The organism is Variovorax sp. 22077 (genome assembly GCF_052044195.1).
Classification (GTDB): domain Bacteria; phylum Pseudomonadota; class Gammaproteobacteria; order Burkholderiales; family Burkholderiaceae_C; genus Variovorax; species Variovorax atrisoli.
The window spans coordinates 121327-137422 of record NZ_JBQEQC010000004.1 but is presented as its reverse complement, the minus strand read 5'-3'; the positions used below and the strand labels follow the sequence as shown (position 1 = coordinate 137422).

General features: G+C 69.6%; 12 protein-coding genes. 9 read left to right on the top strand and 3 right to left on the bottom strand.

Annotated features, from left to right (window positions below; translation table 11 throughout):
- Positions 1-11 precede the first annotated feature (11 nt).
- From ACTJLF_RS07110 to ACTJLF_RS07085, 6 genes are all read left to right on the top strand, one after another.
- Entirely contained in the window at positions 12-1625 is a 1614-nt protein-coding gene (locus ACTJLF_RS07110; protein ID WP_440882750.1) for an ABC transporter substrate-binding protein, read from the top strand.
- Positions 1626-1642: 17 nt separating this feature from the next.
- On the top strand, positions 1643-2587 hold the full coding sequence (locus ACTJLF_RS07105) for an ABC transporter permease (protein ID WP_019653207.1): 945 nt from the start codon (positions 1643-1645) through the stop codon (positions 2585-2587).
- Positions 2584-3402, top strand: a complete 819-nt coding sequence (locus tag ACTJLF_RS07100; RefSeq protein ID WP_440882749.1) for an ABC transporter permease — start codon at positions 2584-2586, stop codon at positions 3400-3402. The genes ACTJLF_RS07105 and ACTJLF_RS07100 overlap by 4 nt, the downstream gene beginning before the upstream one ends.
- Complete coding sequence (locus ACTJLF_RS07095) at positions 3399-5069, top strand: ABC transporter ATP-binding protein (RefSeq protein ID WP_440882748.1); 1671 nt, start codon at positions 3399-3401, stop codon at positions 5067-5069. Before ACTJLF_RS07100 ends, ACTJLF_RS07095 begins: the two co-directional genes overlap by 4 nt.
- A gap of 22 nt (positions 5070-5091) precedes the next feature.
- Complete coding sequence (locus ACTJLF_RS07090) at positions 5092-6834, top strand: hypothetical protein (RefSeq protein WP_440882747.1); 1743 nt, start codon at positions 5092-5094, stop codon at positions 6832-6834.
- Between the two features lie 138 nt (positions 6835-6972).
- Positions 6973-8532: a cation:proton antiporter gene (locus tag ACTJLF_RS07085; protein WP_019653211.1), complete on the top strand. Its 1560-nt coding sequence runs from the start codon at positions 6973-6975 to the stop codon at positions 8530-8532.
- Between the two features lie 102 nt (positions 8533-8634).
- On the opposite strand, the gene ilvB is transcribed toward ACTJLF_RS07085, so the two are convergent.
- Positions 8635-10419, bottom strand: a complete 1785-nt coding sequence (gene ilvB / locus ACTJLF_RS07080) for a biosynthetic-type acetolactate synthase large subunit (protein WP_440882746.1) — start codon at positions 10417-10419, stop codon at positions 8635-8637.
- Positions 10420-10484: 65 nt separating this feature from the next.
- On the opposite strand from ilvB, the gene ACTJLF_RS07075 reads away from it, so the two are divergent.
- Positions 10485-10979 (top strand): Lrp/AsnC family transcriptional regulator, encoded by a 495-nt coding sequence (locus ACTJLF_RS07075; protein ID WP_019653213.1) that lies wholly within the window; start codon positions 10485-10487, stop codon positions 10977-10979.
- 21 nt (positions 10980-11000) lie between these two features.
- On the opposite strand, the gene ACTJLF_RS07070 is transcribed toward ACTJLF_RS07075, so the two are convergent.
- Entirely contained in the window at positions 11001-12014 is a 1014-nt protein-coding gene (locus ACTJLF_RS07070; RefSeq protein WP_440882745.1) for an OmpA family protein, read from the bottom strand.
- 368 nt (positions 12015-12382) lie between these two features.
- Between ACTJLF_RS07070 and ACTJLF_RS07065 the strand changes: the two genes are divergently transcribed.
- Positions 12383-14308 (top strand): ATP-binding protein, encoded by a 1926-nt coding sequence (locus tag ACTJLF_RS07065; protein WP_440882744.1) that lies wholly within the window; start codon positions 12383-12385, stop codon positions 14306-14308.
- A gap of 25 nt (positions 14309-14333) precedes the next feature.
- Here the strand turns inward: ACTJLF_RS07065 and ACTJLF_RS07060 are convergent, their stop codons facing one another.
- The gene (locus ACTJLF_RS07060) at positions 14334-15227 is read right to left on the bottom strand and encodes a LysR family transcriptional regulator (RefSeq protein WP_440882743.1); all 894 of its coding nucleotides are present in this window, start codon (positions 15225-15227) and stop codon (positions 14334-14336) included.
- Between the two features lie 89 nt (positions 15228-15316).
- On the opposite strand from ACTJLF_RS07060, the gene ACTJLF_RS07055 reads away from it, so the two are divergent.
- Positions 15317-16096: an NAD(P)H-dependent oxidoreductase gene (locus ACTJLF_RS07055; protein WP_132750699.1), complete on the top strand. Its 780-nt coding sequence runs from the start codon at positions 15317-15319 to the stop codon at positions 16094-16096.

The window sequence follows — 16096 nt, the reverse complement described above, 5'->3', positions numbered from 1 at the left end:
GGAGTGTTGCCATGAAGAAAGTACCCGTTCCTCCGTCTCGCCCACCCTCCACATCGCCAGCATCGCTGATCGCCGCCCTGGCGTTCGGCCTGGCAGCCGCGGCTCCCGCGCTCGCCCAGCCGGCCGTGGGCGCGGGCCAGACGCTGCGCATCCAGATGAACTCCGACATCCGCAGCACCGACCCGGGCGGCAACCGCGACGACAACACCGACAACGTGCTGCTGCACGTGGCAGAAGGGCTGGTCGCGCTGCGCGAGGACACCTCGGTGGGCCCGATGCTGGCGAGCAAGGTCGACACCTCGGCCGACGGCCTGACCTACACCTTCACGCTGCGCGACGGCGTGAAGTTCCAGAACGGCGCCACGCTCACTGCCGACGACGTGGTCTGGAACTGGCAGCGCTACCTCAAGCCCACCAGCGGCTGGCGCTGCCTGCCCGAGTTCGACGGCAAGGGCATGACCAGGGTGCTCTCGGTGGAGGCGCCCAATCCGAAGACGGTGGTTTTCAAGCTGGAGCGCGCGAGCGCCCTCTTCCTCACGATGATGGCCCGGCCCGACTGCGGCGGTGCGGCCATCCTCCATCGCAGCTCGGTCGGCCCCGACGGCCAGTGGAAGGAGCCCGTGGGCACGGGCCCCTACAAGCTCAAGGAGTGGAAGCGAGGGCAGTACGTGGAACTCACGCGCTTCGACGGCTACACCTCGCGTGCCGAACCGCGCGACGGGCTGGCCGGCGGCAAGAAGGCCGAGATCGAGAACCTGCGCTTCGTCGTCATTCCCGATTCCGCCGCCGCCAAGGCCGCGCTCTACAGCGGCGGCATCGACGCATTCGTCAACCCCAGTCCGGCCGACGTGGTCGAGATGCGCAAGCGCTCCGACGTTCTGGTCGACACCACGCCGGTGATGTCGATGGTCGCCCTGCTTCTGCAGACCGGCGACCCGGTGCTCAAGGACGTGCGCATCCGCCGCGCGCTGGCGCTGTCGCTCGACACGCCCGAGATCGCACGCTCCGTCACCGAGGGCCTCTCGCCGGTCAACAACTCGGTGGTGCCTTCGTCCAGCCCCTACTACGACGCGGTACAGGCCGGCGGCTTCAAGCGCGACCTCGCCGCCGCGAAGAAGCTGCTGGCCGAGGCCGGCTACCGCAACCAGCCGATCCGCATGATCGCCAACAAGCGCTACGAGGCCCTGTACTCGGCGGCGGTGCTGGTGCAGGCCATGGCCTCCGAGGCGGGCATCAACATCGAGCTGGAGGTGCTCGACTGGGCCACGCAGCTCGACCGCTACACCAAGGGCCAGTACCAGAGCATGGCCTTCATCTACTCGGCGCGTATCGATCCCTCGCTCAATTTCGAGATGGTGTCCGGCGACAAGGCCGCGCAGCCGCGCAAGGTCTGGGACAGCGCCTACGCCCAGCCGCGGCTGGCCGAGTCGATGGTCACGCGCGACAAGGCGCGCCGCCAGGTGCTGTTCGACGAGATGCACAGGCAGATGCTGCAGGACGTGCCGATGATCGTGCTCTTCAACGCCAGCGACGCCACCGCCATGCGCAAGAACGTGGTCGGCTTCAAGGGCTGGGCGCCGGCCAAGCCGAGGTTCTGGAACGTGCGGCTGGCCGCTGCCGGCTGAACGGAGCCGCGCGAGCAATGCCCGCCTATCTCCTGCGCCGGATCGCGATGACGATCCCGACGCTGCTGCTGGTCTCCATCGCGGTGTTCACCCTGATGCGGCTGATTCCGGGCGACCCGGTGCTGCTCATGCTGGGCGAAGGCGCCGACCCCGCCCAGCTGGCGCTCATGCGCCACCAGATGGGGCTGGACCAGCCCCTGCCCGCGCAATACCTCGTGTGGCTGAAGCACGCGCTGGCCGGCGACCTGGGCGCGTCGACCACCAACGGCCTGCCGGTGCTGCCGCTGATCTGGGAGCGCTTTCACGTCAGCGCGGTCATCGTGCTCGTCGCGGTGGCGCTGGCCTCGCTGATTGCCGTGCCCGCCGGCCTCGTCGCCGCCTGGCGCAAGGACAAGCCCACCGACCTCGCCATCATCGGCGCCGCGACGCTGATGCTCTCGGTGCCCAGCTTCTGGCTGGGCCTGCTGCTGCTGATGTTCTTCGGCCAGTACCTGGGCTGGCTGCCGGTGGTGGGCTACGTGCCGATGTCGGAGAGCTTCTCGCAGGGCGTGCTCTACGTCGTGCTTCCGATCGCCACGCTGCTGCTGGTGGAGACCGGCGTGCTCACGCGCATGTCGCGCGCCAGCACCATCGAGATCCTGCGGCTCGAATACGTGACGCATGCGCGCGCCAAGGGCGTACCCGAATCGCAGGTGCTGCGCCGCCACGTGCTGCCCAACGCCTTCAATCCGACGCTCACCATGATCGGGCTGATCCTCGGGCACCTCCTCAGCGGCATCGCGGTGCTGGAGACGGTGTTCACCCTGCCGGGCCTGGGGCGGCTGATGATCGATTCGATCTTCGCGCGCGACTACCCGGTGCTGCAGGGCTGCCTGCTGTTCACCGCCTGCATCTACGTCGTGATCAACCTGATCGTCGACATGTGCTACCCCCTCTTCGACCCGCGGGTGACTGTGCAGTGAAGACGAAGTTCAAGACCCATACCCTCATCGGCGGCGCGCTCGTCGCGGTGCTGCTGGCCATCGCCGTGGCCGCGGCGCTGTGGACGCCCTACAGCCCGCTGGGCATCGACCTGCGCTCCAAGCTGCAGCCTCCCTCGGCCGCCCACTGGCTGGGCACCGACGAATTCGGCCGCGACGTGGCCAGCCGCGCGATGCAGGGCGCCTCCACCAGCTGCCTGGTGGCGCTGCTCACCGTGACGCTGGCCACCGCCATGGGCCTGGTGGTCGGCGTGGTCGCGGGCTTCGTGCGCGGCTGGACCGACCGCGTGCTGATGGCCTTCAACGACACGCTGCTGGCCTTCCCCGGCCTGCTGCTGGCGCTGGGCGTGATGGTGATCGTGGGCGCCAACAAGTGGGGCATCGTGCTGGCGCTGAGCATGGCCTATGCGCCCTCGGTGGTGCGCGTGGTGCGCGGCACGGTGCTGTCGCTGCGCGAGCGCGAGTACGTGGAGGCCTCGCGCATGATCGGCAACGGCGAGCTCTACACCATGTGGCGCCACGTGCTGCCCAACTGCATGGCGCCGGTGGCGGTGCTCGCCACCAGCATGTTCGGCTGGGTGCTGCTCTCGGAAAGCGCACTGAGCTTCCTGGGCCTGGGCGTGCCGCCGCCCGCGCCCACCTGGGGCAACATGCTCGCGAGCGCGCGTCCCTACATGGCCTCGGCCGTGTGGCTGTGCGTGGTGCCCGGGCTGTGCATCGCGCTCACGCTGCTGGGCATCAACCTGCTGGGCGAGTCGCTGCGCGACCGGCTCGATCCGCGGACGGAGAAGCCATGAACGCCGCATCGAACCCCACCGTGCTGTCGGTGGAGCACCTGAAGATCGAATTGCGCAACGGCGCCCAGCCGCTGGTGCACGACCTGTCGTTCGAAGTGAAGGCGGGCGAGTTCCTCGCAGTGGTGGGCGAATCGGGCAGCGGCAAGACGATGGCGGCGCGCGCCATCCTGCAGCTGCTGCCGCCGGGCATCTCGCAGACCGGCGGGCGCATCGTGTTCGACGGGCAGGACCTGGCCGCGTACGACGCGAAGGCCATGCGCCCCATCCGCGGGCCGGGCATCGGCATGGTGTTCCAGGAGCCGATGGTCTCGCTCAACCCGGTGCACCGCATCGGCGAGCAGATGGCCGAAGGGCTGCGCATGCACACGCAGCTGCCGGCCGCGCAGATCCGCGCGCGCATCGTCGACATGCTGCGCCGCGTGCAGATCGCCGATCCCGAGCGCTGCATGCACGCCTACCCGCATGAGTTCTCCGGCGGCATGCGCCAGCGCATCATGCTGGCCAGCGTGATGCTGCTGAAGCCGCGCCTGCTGATCGCCGACGAGCCGACCACCGCGCTGGACACGCTGAGCCAGCGCGAGGTGCTCGACCTGATGGTGGGCCTGGCGCGCGACAACGGCACCGCCGTGCTGCTCATCACGCACAACCTCGGCCTCGTGGGGCGCTATGCGCAGCGCGCCATCGTGCTGGAGAAGGGCCGGCTGGTGGAGACCGGCGAGGTGCCGGGCATCCTGCTGGCGCCGAAGCAGCCCTACACCCGCAAGCTGGTCGACGCGCTGCCGCGGCGCCAAGAGGCCAAGCCGGCGCCGGCGCAAGCGCAGCAGCCGCTGGTGCAGGTGCGCGGCCTGTGCGTGAGCTACCCCGGCGCGCGCGCCGGCTTCTTCAGGCGGCATGCGCCGGTCCGCGTGATCGACTCGCTCGACCTCGACATCCACCCGGGGGAGATGGTCGCGCTGGTGGGCGGCAGCGGCTCGGGCAAGACCACGCTGGGCCGCGCCATCCTGCGGCTCGCGCCTTCGCAGGCAGGGCAGATCCTGTTCCGCGGCGAGGACATCCGCTGCGCCGGCCGCACGGCGCTGCACCGCTTCCGGCTGGCCTGCCAGCTGGTCTTCCAGGACCCGTTCTCCTCGCTCGATCCGCGCATGCGCGTGGGCGACATCGTGGCCGAGCCGCTGCGCCATCTGCCCGAACTCGACGCGGCGGCACGCTCGCGGCGCGTGAAGGAAACGCTGGACGAAGTCGGCCTGGACGGCCTCGGCGCGCGCTACCCGCACGAGCTCTCGGGCGGCCAGCGCCAGCGGGTGGCGATTGCCCGCGCACTGGTGCGGCGCCCCGCCTTCGTGGTGGCCGACGAGCCGGTGTCGGCGCTCGACATGACGATCCAGGCGCAGGTGCTCAGGCTGTTCCAGAGCCTGCAGAAGCACCACGGCTTCGCATGCCTGTTCATCAGCCACGACCTCGCGGCGGTGGAGCAGATCGCCGACAGAGTCATCGTGATGGAGCGCGGGCGCATCGTCGAGCAAGGCGCACGCGACGCGGTGTTCGACGACCCGCGCCATCCCTACACGCAGGCGCTGCTCGCGGCCACGCCGCGGCCGCTGATGACGATGGACGTGGCGCTCGATGCGGCCCAGTCAATGCCCCAGGCGGAACGGGCAGTCGCGTGAACGCGAGCGGCACGACGGCACAATGGGCTGCGTGCCGCCCATCCGACATCACCTCCCCGCCGCCCTCCTCGCACTGACGCTCGCCTCCGCCGCGCCCATGGCGCAAGCGGTGGAGCCGGTGCTGCTCGTCACTTCGCCTGCAGCGCTGCAGGCGGCCGAGAAATCCGGCGCCGGCTTCGCGCGCTGGATGAACGGTGAGTCTGCGCCGTCCGCCGATGGCGTCGCCACCAACGATGCGCTGACGCGCACGCCTGCCTGGCGCTCGATCGCCGAGCCGCTGGGCGCGAGCCTCGCCGGCATCCAGCGTCGCGACAAGCAGGCGGGCGTGGGCATCTCGCGCTATCCGCATCGGCTGTTCGATGCGCGCTGGCTCGCGAGTCCCGACGCCTTCTTCGAGCTGGTCGGCGTCGCCAATCGCATGGACCGCCGGCCCTTCCAGGACGGCGCCTGCGGAGAGACGCGGCTGGTGTACCGGCTGGCCTACCGCACGGCCGCGATGCAGTCGCGCCTGCCGATGACGGTCAACGTCGAGCTGCGCGGCGATGCGCCCGATGCCGACGGCAGCTGCGCCACGGCCGCGAAGCGCTGGCAGCCATCGCAGGCCGCGATGGGCGACGAGGCGCTGGGCCGCTGGCTCACATCGGCCGACGGCCCGCTGGCGCCCAAGCGGCTGGAGCACGCGCGCATCGCGCAGGTCACGACCAACCTGCAGAGCGTGCGCTGGCCCTCGGCGGTGCGGCCCGACCTGGGCGGCCATGCCGAATACATGCTGCGCGCCTTCCGCTGGAATGCGCGCGCCGGGCGCTTCGACGTGGCACCGCTGGAGAACACGCCCGACGTCGCGAAGCTCAAGGCCAGCGCCGCGCTGCGCAAGGAACTGCAGCAATGGCTGCAGCAGCCCGCCAACCTGCGCGCGCTGGACGAGGCCACGCTGCAGATTCCCGACAGGTTCCTCGCGACCGAGGCCATCTCGGTCGCACCGCGCGGGCTGGAGCGCCTTGCCAACCGGCCCTTCGAGCAGATCTTCCCGGCCGGCGAATGGAAGGCCGTGCCCGGCAGCCGCACGCTGCAGTCGCCGCAGGCAGTGCTGCGTCGCCTCGACGACCTGAGCTGCATGGGCTGTCACCAGAGCCGCGCCGTTGCGGGCTTCCACCTCCTGGGCGTCGACCGGCGCGGCGCATCGCGGACATTCACGACCGGCAACGCGCTCGCGGTGCCGCATTCCCCGCACGTGCAGGACGAACTGGCGCGGCGCGAAAGCTACGTGCGGGCCGCGCTCACCACGCCGCGGCCCGATCCGTTCCGCCCTCTGGCCGAACCACTGGCGACGGACGCGCCCGCCGAGCGCGCAACAGTGGGGGCGCGCTGCGAGCCCACGCGCATCACGCAGTCGGCCAACGCGTGGCTCGACCGCGCCGAGAAACTGCCGCGAATCTCCTGCGAAGGCGCCGCGTCGGTCTGCGAGAAGACCTCGGTCGGCTTTCCGGGCGGCATGTGCTCCGGCCCCTGCGACCCCAAGGACCCGAGCGGCACCTGCGGCGGCATCGCGATCCTCAGCGACTTCAACAGCTGCCTGGCCGCGAAGAAGCCTTTTGGCGAATGCCTGGCGAAGCACACGCGCCCCGGCAACCTGCGCACCTGCTCGGCGCAGCAGGCCTGCCGCGACGACTACATCTGCGCCCAGGCCGAGGGCCGGCCCGAGGGGCAAGGCGCCTGCATACCGCCCTACTTCCTGTTCCAGATGCGGGTGGACGGGCACTCCTGAGCGCCCCGCCCTCCCGCGCCGATGCGCTGACGACGAAGGGGCCCGCCACGGGCCCCTTGCCATTTGCCGGGCTGCAGGAGCCCACCTTCCGGCGACCTCTTAGTATTCGGGACAAACAACACCAAGACAGAGGCCCCGATGGACGTCTTCGAGAACGTGCTCGTCATGCTGATCGCCGCCTGCCTGCTGCTGCAGCTGTCGCGGCGTCTCGCACTGCCCTACCCCTCGATGCTGGCGCTGGCCGGCGTGTGCCTGGGCGCGATGCCCTGGGTGCCGCACGTGAGCCTCGATCCGCAACTGGCGCTCGCGCTGTTCATCGCGCCCGCGCTGCTCGACTCGGCCTTCGACACCTCGCCGCGCGAACTGCGCCGCAACTGGATGTCGCTGGTCTCGCTGGTGCTGGTGGCGGTGCTGCTGACCACGGCCGTGGTCGCGTGGGCGGGCTGGGCTTTCGCGGGACTGCCGCTGGCAGCGGCGATCACGCTCGGCGCCATCGTCGCGCCGCCCGACGCGGTGGCCGCGGCGGCGGTGATGCAGCAGTTCCGCATCCCGCGGCGCACGCTGTCGATCATCAACGGCGAGAGCCTGCTCAATGACGCGGTGGCGCTGCTGGTGTTCGGCGTGGCGGTGTCCGCGGCGGGCGCCGCGCACGTGCCGATGACGAGCTCGCTGCCGATGCTGCTGGTGGCGGTGCCGGGCGGCGCGCTGGTGGGCTTCGCGTTCGCCAAGCTCAACATCCACTTCGGCGCGCCGCTCTTCGCGGGCACGCGCTCGGCCATCATCTTCCAGTTCGTGATGACCTTCGGCGCCTGGATCGTGGCCGAACGGCTGCACCTGTCGCCCATCATCTCGGTGGTGGCCTTCGGCATGACGCTGGGCCAGTACGCACCGAGGCGCCATGCGCCGCGCGACCGCGTGCACTCCTATGCGGTGTGGGGTGCCGTGGTGTTCACGCTCAACGTGCTGGCCTTCTTCCTCATGGGGCTGCAGGCGCGCGGCATCCTCACGCGGCTGTCGGGGCCGCAGCTCACGCATGCGCTGGAGTTCGCCGCCCTCGTGCTGGCGCTGGTCATCGGGGTGCGGGTAGCGTGGTTGCTGATCTACGGCGCCGCGATGCGCAGGTACAAGCTGCGGCTGATCGCGCGCGGGCGCAAGGTGCCGCTGCCCTCCAGGCGCATCAACCTGCTGGTCGGCTGGTCGGGCATGCGCGGGCTGGTGACCCTGGCCACCGCCTTTGCGCTGCCGGCGGAGTTTCCGGGGCGCGACCTCATCGTGCTCAGCGCGTTCGCGGTGGTGCTGGGCACGCTGGTGATCCAGGGCTTCACCATCGGGCCGCTGATCAGGATGCTGAAGATCGAGCCCGACGATTCCCAGGACGAAGAAATCTCGCTCGCCCGCACCGCGATGATGGACGCGGCCCTCGCAGCCATCGAAGCCGAGCACGGGCGCGAGGCCGATGCGGTGCGCGACGAATACCGCGCCGCGCGCGCGCTTGCCCAGGACAGGCACCAGACGCAGGCCAAGACGGCGCAAGACAGACTGCGCACCGTGGCCATCCGCGCGCAGCGGGAGGCGCTCGACTCGCTACGCCAGGCGGGCAGGATCGAGGACGACACCTATCACCAGCTGGAGGAGGAGATGGACTGGGCCGAGCTCAACGCCATGCCGGCGAACGACGTGCGGCTGCAGAGCGTCTGAGGCCATCGGCCTGCACGTCGAGGCCGCGCCTCGTCGACGGCACAGCGCCCTCACCCCAGCCCACTCCCCAGCCCTCTCCCAGAGGGAGAGTGGACAAGACCTTCAGACCTCCTCGTACCACCGGTCCTTCGCCAGCATCACCCGATGGTGCCCATGGCCCGAGGGCATCATCGGGAAGCAGTTCTCCTGCGCTTCGACCTGCACGTCGAGAAAGAACGGCCCCTCGCTGGCAAGGCACTCGGCCAGCGCGTCCTCCAGCTCCGCCGGGTCGCTCACCCGCCTCGCACCCCAGCCGAAGGCCTTGGCCAGCGCGACGAAGTCGGGCAGCGCCTCGTTCCAGCTGTGACTCAGGCGGTTGCCGTGGTTCAGCTCCTGCCACTGGCGCACCATGCCCATGTAGCCGTTGTTGCTCAGCACCAGCTTCACCGGCACGCGGTGCTGCACTGCCGTGGAGAGCTCCTGGATGTTCATCAGCACCGAGGCATCGCCGCTCACGCACACCGTGAGCGCGCCGGGGTGGCCGATCTGCGCGCCGATGGCGGCGGGCAGCCCATAGCCCATGGTGCCGGCACCGCCGGAGGTGAGCCAGCGGCGCGGGCTGTCGAAGCGCAGGTACTGCGCGGCCCACATCTGGTGCTGGCCCACGTCGGTCGACACGATGGCGTTGCGCCCTGCAACGGCGCGCTGCAGCGACGACATCAGCTGCTGCGGCAGGATCGAACCGGCCTTCGGCTCGAAGGCCAGGCAGTCGACGGCGCGCCAGCGCTCGATGCGCTCCCACCATGGCGCCAGCCGCTCGGGCGCAAAGCCCTCGGCGGGCAGCAGCGCGAGCAGGCTCTCGAGGATCGCGGCGCAGTCGCCCACCATCGGCACGTCCACGCGCACCACCTTGTTGATGCTGCCGGGGTCGATGTCGATGTGGATCTTGCGGGCGTGCGGGCAGAACTCGTCGAGCTTGCCGGTCACGCGGTCGTCGAAGCGCGCGCCGATGCAGACGACCAGGTCGGCCTCGTGCATCGCCAGGTTGGCCTCGAGCGTGCCGTGCATGCCCAGCATGCCGATGAACTTCGGGTCGGACGCCGGGAAGGCGCCCAGCCCCATCAGCGTGAGCGTGCACGGCGCATGCATCAGGTCGACCAGCCTGGTGAAGGCTTCGCAGGCAGCCGGGCCCGAATTGACGAGCCCGCCGCCGCCGTAGATGACGGGCCGGCGCGCGGTGGAAAGCAGATCGGCCGCGCGCTGCACCATGGCCTTCGGCGGCAGCGCGGTGCGGCTGGTGCGCAAGGGGCGCAGCGGCGCTGGCTCGGGGGCGCGGCCCAGGCGCTGCAGCTGGATGTCCTTCGGCACGTCGAGCAGCACCGGGCCGGGTCGGCCGGTCGATGCGATTTCCAGCGCGCGGCGCACCAGGGCGGGCACGTCGTCGGCGGCACGCACCTGGCGGTTCCACTTCGTCACGGGCCGCGACATGCCCAGCGCGTCGCTTTCCTGGAACGCCTGCGTACCGATGACGGCCGTGGCGACCTGCCCGCTGATGCACAGCACCGGCACCGAATCGCTCATCGCGTCCAGCAGCCCGGTGATGGTGTTGCCCACGCCCGGCCCCGAGGTGACCAACACCACGCCCACCCGGCCGGTGCTGCGCGCATAGCCCTCGGCCGCGTGCACGGCCGCCTGCTCGTGGCGCACCAGCACGTGGCGCAGCCGGGGTTCGCCGTGCAGTGCGTCGTACAGCGGCAGCGCCGCCCCGCCGGGGTAGCCGAAGATGGTGTCCACGCCGCACTCGACCAGCGTGTCGAGCAGGGCCTCGGCGCCGTTGCGGATGCGAACCGGCTTCGTGTCAGGGTGGAGGGACGGGGAGGACGTGGGGGGTAGGTCGAGCAGTCGCATGCCGTCAATTCTTCCGTTTCGGGCGCAGAATATGCATCTTTCTTTTGGCTCTTTAAGCTCGATTCATGAAAACCAATCGGCAAACACCGAGCGACAGCGAAGGATCTTTCGACAAGACCGACCTGGCGATCCTGCGGGTGCTCCTGCTGGACTCGCGCAAGACCCTGCAGGAGATCGGCAACGAGGTCGGCCTCTCGCCCACCAGCTGCTGGACGCGCATCAAGAAACTGGAAGCCACGGGCGTCATCAAGCGCTATACGGTCGATGTCGACCCGGCCAGGCTCGGCTACCACGACTCGGTGATCGTGCAGGTCACGCTGGAGAGCCACACCGACGAGACGCTCTACGACTTCGGTCGCACGCTCGCCACCATCCCGGAGATCCAGGAGGCCTACCTGGTCTCGGGCGACTACGACTACTACATCCGCATCGCCGTGCGCGACACGCGCGACTACGAGCGGCTGCTGCGCGAGAAGCTCTACAAGATCCCGGGCATCCGCCACAGCAAGTCGCACTTCGTGCTGCGGGTGCTGAAGGAAGCGAGCGTGCCCATCATCTGAGGCACGCCGCCGTGGCCGGGCTCAGAGGCGGATCAGCTCCACCCGGCGGTTCTTCGCCCGCCCCGCCTCGCTGTCGTTCGGCGCCACCGGCTCCGAGGCTCCGGCACCGCGGGTGGTGAAGCGCCGCGGGTCCACGCCCGCCTTCACCAGCACGGCGATCACCGCCAGCGCCCGGCGCTTCGACAGGTCGTCGTTGTGCCTGGCGTCGCCTTGCGCGTCTGTGTGGCCCACCACCGAGAGCTTCAGCGGCGGGTTGTTGCGCATGAGCTTGGTCATCTCGTCGAGCGTGGGCTGCGACTCGGGGCGGATCACGTCCTTGTCGAGGTCGAACAGGATGCCGTAGAGATTGACGCGCCCCGTCTCCGCCAGGCTCTTCTGCATGGCCGTGGCGTCGAGGAACACGATCTTGTTCTCCTCCATCGCCTTGCTCTCCACCACCCGCACGAAGGCGTGGTTGCCGACTTCGGCGTTGTGCTCGGCCAGCGCGATGCTGGCGTAGACGGTGCCCGAGGGGCCGGTCTTTCTGGCGAGCAGGTAGCGTCCGCTCACCGAGAAGTAGTTGCGCGCGTAGTCGCCCCGGCTGCCCAGGCGCGGCCACTCGGGCTCGTCGAAGGCCAGCGCGAAGTCGTAGGGCGTGGTGGTATCCACGCGGCCGTCGCGCGGCTTGTAGCAGGAGCCATTGGCGGTGCCGCAGCTGAACAGCACCTCGAAGCCCTTGGCCTTGAGGCTGGACTCGTAGTTGCGCTGCACCTCCAGCAGCGAGCGCTCCTTGGGCAGCCTGTATAGATAGAGCGTGACCTTGCCTTCGACCTTGAGCAGGTCGGGCTTGCCGCCGCCCCAGTTCTGGAACGGCTCCTTGATGAGGCCGACTTCGTCATAGGCAGCCGCCTTGTAGCCGTCGAGCACCGAGCCCTCGTAGCGGCCGATCAGCGGGTTGTCCTTGGCCGGCTCGGCGGCGAACGAGCCGGCGGCGGTCGAGAGCAGTGCGCCTGCCGCCAGGCAGGCAACGAGAACCATGAAGGCGGACTGTTTCATCGGCAGGGCCTGGAATAGGAAGGGGGGCGGGCGCGGGCGCGGAACGCGGAGTTCCGTCCATGCTAGGGAATGCCGCCACCGCTGTGCATTCGACGGACGGCCTATGCCGCGCCCCCGCCGGAAGCCCCCGCAGACACGGCCCGCCCCGGGGTCGCGGCCGTGTTAACAGGCGTAATCGCACCAATATTCGACGGGGAACATAATCGCGCCCGTCTCGCGAGGGCGGGATCCGGGCTCCACGGCCCGAAGCCGTAAAGCAACGGTTTCGGGCCGTTGCAAATCACAAAGAAGCGACTTCCAAGGCAGAGCGATCTATGAGGCTTGGCAGCAAGAGCTGTTGGCGAATCGGCAGGTGGATCGCAAAGCTTTTGCTGGCCGCCGCGCCGGCACTCCTGTCTTTCGCAAATGCCGCCGAGCCCTCAGCGGGGCAATCGCCGCACGAAGCCGAGGCCGTTCACATCACGCGGGTCGAGCTGCTTTCCGTCCCTGGCAACGGCTATACCGCGCCTCCCCGCGACGTGCAGGACGCCGCGCTGCCCGAAAAAGGCTGGAGAAAGGTCAACCTCCCGCACACGGTGGGACGCGAGCTGGTGCCCGACGAAGACAGCGGCGCACGCACCGTGACCGACTGGTACCGCATCGACCTGTCCGCCAGGGCTTCGGTGCGCGAGCCTCAGCTGCTCTATCTCCCGCGCTGGAAGACGCTGGGCCACATCGCGGTGTACGGCGACGGCGCCCTGCTCTACCAGTCGCACGGCAGCCCGATCCACAACGGCTACAACCACCCTCTGCTGATCCCGCTGAACGCCGCGGCCGGCACGCCCCCGCCCAGCACGGTGCTGATCCGCGTGAACCGCCTGCGCAACAGCGGCAGCGGCTTCTCCACTGTCTGGGTCGGCAGCGAGGCCTCGCTGAGCTGGCGCTACCAGATCCGCCAGCTGCTGCAGGTGCAGCTTCCCTTCATGGGCAGCGCAGCCTTCCTGGCGGTGGGCGCCTTCGCCTTCGCCGTCTGGATGGGGCGGCGGCGCGAACTGCTCTACCTGCTGTTCTTCGCGATCTCCGCGCTCGCCTTCTTCCGGACGCTGCACTACTACGCGGGCGGCAGCTACATCCCCATTTCCGACGAGTGGTTCGAGTGGATGACCGTATCGAGCCTGCTGTGGCTGGTCATCCTCATCCACCTGTTCCTGCAGCGCCTGCACCAGCAGCCCTCCGTGTGGCTGACCCGCATCGCGGTGACTCTGGCCGTGGCGTGCAGCATCTCGACGCTGCCGCACGTGTCGGAGAAGATCGTCAGCCTCTATCTGTTCACGCCGCTGCTCAACCTCGCGGTGCTGCCGGTGGCGGTGCTGATCTTCACCGTCAACCTGCGCAAGTCGCTGCACAACCAGCAGAGCGAAGGCCGGCTGGTGGCGGTCTGGACCGTGTTCGCGCTCGCGCTCACGTCGTACGACGGGCTGCTGCAGAACAACCTGGTGAGCCCGGAGAGCGTGTACATGTCGCCCTACGCGATCATCAGCCTGTTCTTCGTCTTCTCGTACATCATGTTCCAGCGCTACACCGGCGCCTTCGCCGAGGTGGGCCGGCTCAACAGGGGCCTGGCGCAGCGCCTGAGGGAGCGCGAGGCCGAACTCGAGCAGAGCTACCAGCGCCTTCGCGCGAGCGAGAACCAGCACATGCTCAGCGCCGAGCGCCGCCGCCTGATGCAGGACATGCACGACGGCCTGGGCTCATCGCTGATCAGCGCGATCCGCTCGGTGGAACGCGGCGCCATGACAGAGGCCGAGATCTCCGAGGTCCTCAAGGGCTGCATGGAAGACCTGCGGCTGGTGATCGACTCCATGGAAAGCGTCGATGCCGACCTGCTCCTGCTGCTGGCGACCATGCGCTTCCGCCTGGCGCCGCGCATCGAGAGCGCCGGCATCGCGCTGCAGTGGGAAGTGCAGCCGGTTCCCGCGCTCAACTGGCTCGACCCCGACGGCGCGCTGCACATCCTGCGCATCGTGCAGGAGTGCGTGGCCAACGTGCTGCGCCACACGCGCGCCACCACCATCTGCGTGAGCACCTCCGTGGCCGACGAGGGCGTTTGCGTGGTCGTCGAGGACAACGGCGGCGGCTTCGACGTGAGCGCGGCCATGCGGCGCGGCGGCCGCGGGCTGCGCAACCAGCAGCGGCGGGCGCAGGAGATCGGCGGCACGGTGAGCTGGGAGGCAGGCACCGCCGGCACGCGCTTCGTGCTCTGGCTTCCGCTGGAACGGCAGGCCGGGGTCGGCAAGGTCCTGGGTGTGGCCTGAACGCGGGGCAGGTCCAGAGAAAGGCTCAGAGGCTGCCCGCGATCTGCTCGCGCAGCCACTTGTGCGCCGGATCGCGATGCCGGCGCTCGTGCCAGAGCATCGCCATCTCGTAGCCCGGCACCTCCAGCGGCGCCTCCACCACGCGCAATCCGGGCGCGGTGCGCGCCAGCCGCTCGGGCAGCATCGCGACCATGTCGGTGCCCGCCACCGCCGACATCATGAAAAGGAAGTGCGGCACCGACAGCACCACCTTGCGCGTCAACCCCTGCTGCGCCAGTGCCTCGTCGGTGGGCCCCGCAAAGCCGCCGCCGGCCGGCGACACCACCACGTGCTCCAGCGCACAGAACTGCGCCAGCGTCGGCCGACGCTTCAGGCGCGGATGGCCCGCGCGGCCCACGAGCACATAGCGCTCCTGGAAGAGCACCCGCGCATGCAGGCCCGGCGGCGCGCCCACGCTGGTGTGGAAGAACAGGTCGATCTCGCCGCCTTCGAGCTGCCGCGCCATGCGCGAAGGTACGGCCTCCACCACCGCCAGCCGGGTGTTCGGTGCGGCGGCGCGCAGCCCGGCCAGCGCCGGCAGCAGGATGGCCGACTCGGCGTAGTCGGCCGCCGCGACGCGCCAGGTGGTGCCCGCCTCGGCCGGCTCGAAGGGCCGCGTCGGCGCGACCGCCCGGCCCAGCGCCTCCAGGGCCTCGCGCAACGGCTCGCGCAATTCGTCGGCCCGCGCGGTGGGCCGCATGCCGCGCTGCGCAGGCAGCAGCAGCGGGTCGCCGAACACTTCGCGCAGCTTTGCCAGCTGCACGCTCACCGAAGGCTGCGACAGGTTCAGCCGCTCGGCGGCGCGGGTGACGTTGCGCTCGACCAGCAGGGTGTCGAGCGTGACCAGCAGGTTCAGGTCGAGGCGGCTGAAATTGTTCATGGCAATTCCTGGAATTCAGACTATTCATTTCCAATATATCGCCAGCGTACCTAACCTGAGGGCATCTCCACTCGAACCCTCAAGAAATCATGAACGTCCTCCTGGTCCTGGCCCATCCCGAACCCGCCTCGCTCAATGGCTCGCTGCACCGCTTCATGGTCGATCGCCTCACGGCCAACGGCCATTCCGTGCGCGTGTCCGACCTCTACGCCATGCGCTGGAAGCCCGCGCTGGACGCCGACGACTTCCCGGCACGCGACGCCGCCGCGCAATTCGACCCGATCCTGGATTCGCAACGGGCCTTCGAGGCCGGCACGCAGACAGCCGACATCGCCGCCGAGCAGGAGAAGCTGCTCTGGGCCGACGCGGTGATCCTGCAGTTTCCGCTCTGGTGGTACTCGATGCCCGCCATCCTCAAGGGCTGGGTCGAGCGCATCTACGCCTACGGCTTCGCCTATGGCGTGGGCGAGCATTCAGACCGGCACTGGGGCGACCGCTTCGGCGAAGGCGTCATGGCGGGCAAGCGCGCCATGCTGGTGGTTACCGCCGGCGGCTGGGCCTCGCATTACGCGCCGCGCGGCGTCAACGGGCCGATCGAAGAACTGCTCTTCCCGATCCAGCACGGCATCCTCTACTACCCCGGCTTCGACGTGCTGCCGCCCTACGTCGTGTATCGCACCGACAAGGTCGACGAGCCCGCATACGCGCGCATCACGCAGGAGCTGGGCGAGCGGCTCGACACGCTCTTCAGCGTCGAGCCGATTCCGTTCCGCCGCCAGAACGGAGGCGACTACGAGATTCCCGCCCTCACCCTGCGCGAGCACATCGCGCCGGGCAGGACGGGCTTCGCGGTGCACACCGCGGGTTGA

Bases quoted from the DNA above. Each gene is read 5' to 3' on its own strand.
- ACTJLF_RS07110 (WP_440882750.1), top strand. From the start codon at position 12: ATGAAGAAAGTACCCGTTCCTCCGTCTCGCCCACCCTCCACATCGCCA.
- ACTJLF_RS07105 (WP_019653207.1), top strand. From the start codon at position 1,643: ATGCCCGCCTATCTCCTGCGCCGGATCGCGATGACGATCCCGACGCTG.
- ACTJLF_RS07095 (WP_440882748.1), top strand. From the start codon at position 3,399: ATGAACGCCGCATCGAACCCCACCGTGCTGTCGGTGGAGCACCTGAAG.
- ACTJLF_RS07090 (WP_440882747.1), top strand. From the start codon at position 5,092: ATGGGCTGCGTGCCGCCCATCCGACATCACCTCCCCGCCGCCCTCCTC.
- ACTJLF_RS07085 (WP_019653211.1), top strand. From the start codon at position 6,973: ATGGACGTCTTCGAGAACGTGCTCGTCATGCTGATCGCCGCCTGCCTG.
- ilvB (WP_440882746.1), bottom strand. From the start codon at position 10,419: ATGCGACTGCTCGACCTACCCCCCACGTCCTCCCCGTCCCTCCACCCT.
- ACTJLF_RS07075 (WP_019653213.1), top strand. From the start codon at position 10,485: ATGAAAACCAATCGGCAAACACCGAGCGACAGCGAAGGATCTTTCGAC.
- ACTJLF_RS07070 (WP_440882745.1), bottom strand. From the start codon at position 12,014: ATGAAACAGTCCGCCTTCATGGTTCTCGTTGCCTGCCTGGCGGCAGGC.
- ACTJLF_RS07060 (WP_440882743.1), bottom strand. From the start codon at position 15,227: ATGAACAATTTCAGCCGCCTCGACCTGAACCTGCTGGTCACGCTCGAC.
- ACTJLF_RS07055 (WP_132750699.1), top strand. From the start codon at position 15,317: ATGAACGTCCTCCTGGTCCTGGCCCATCCCGAACCCGCCTCGCTCAAT.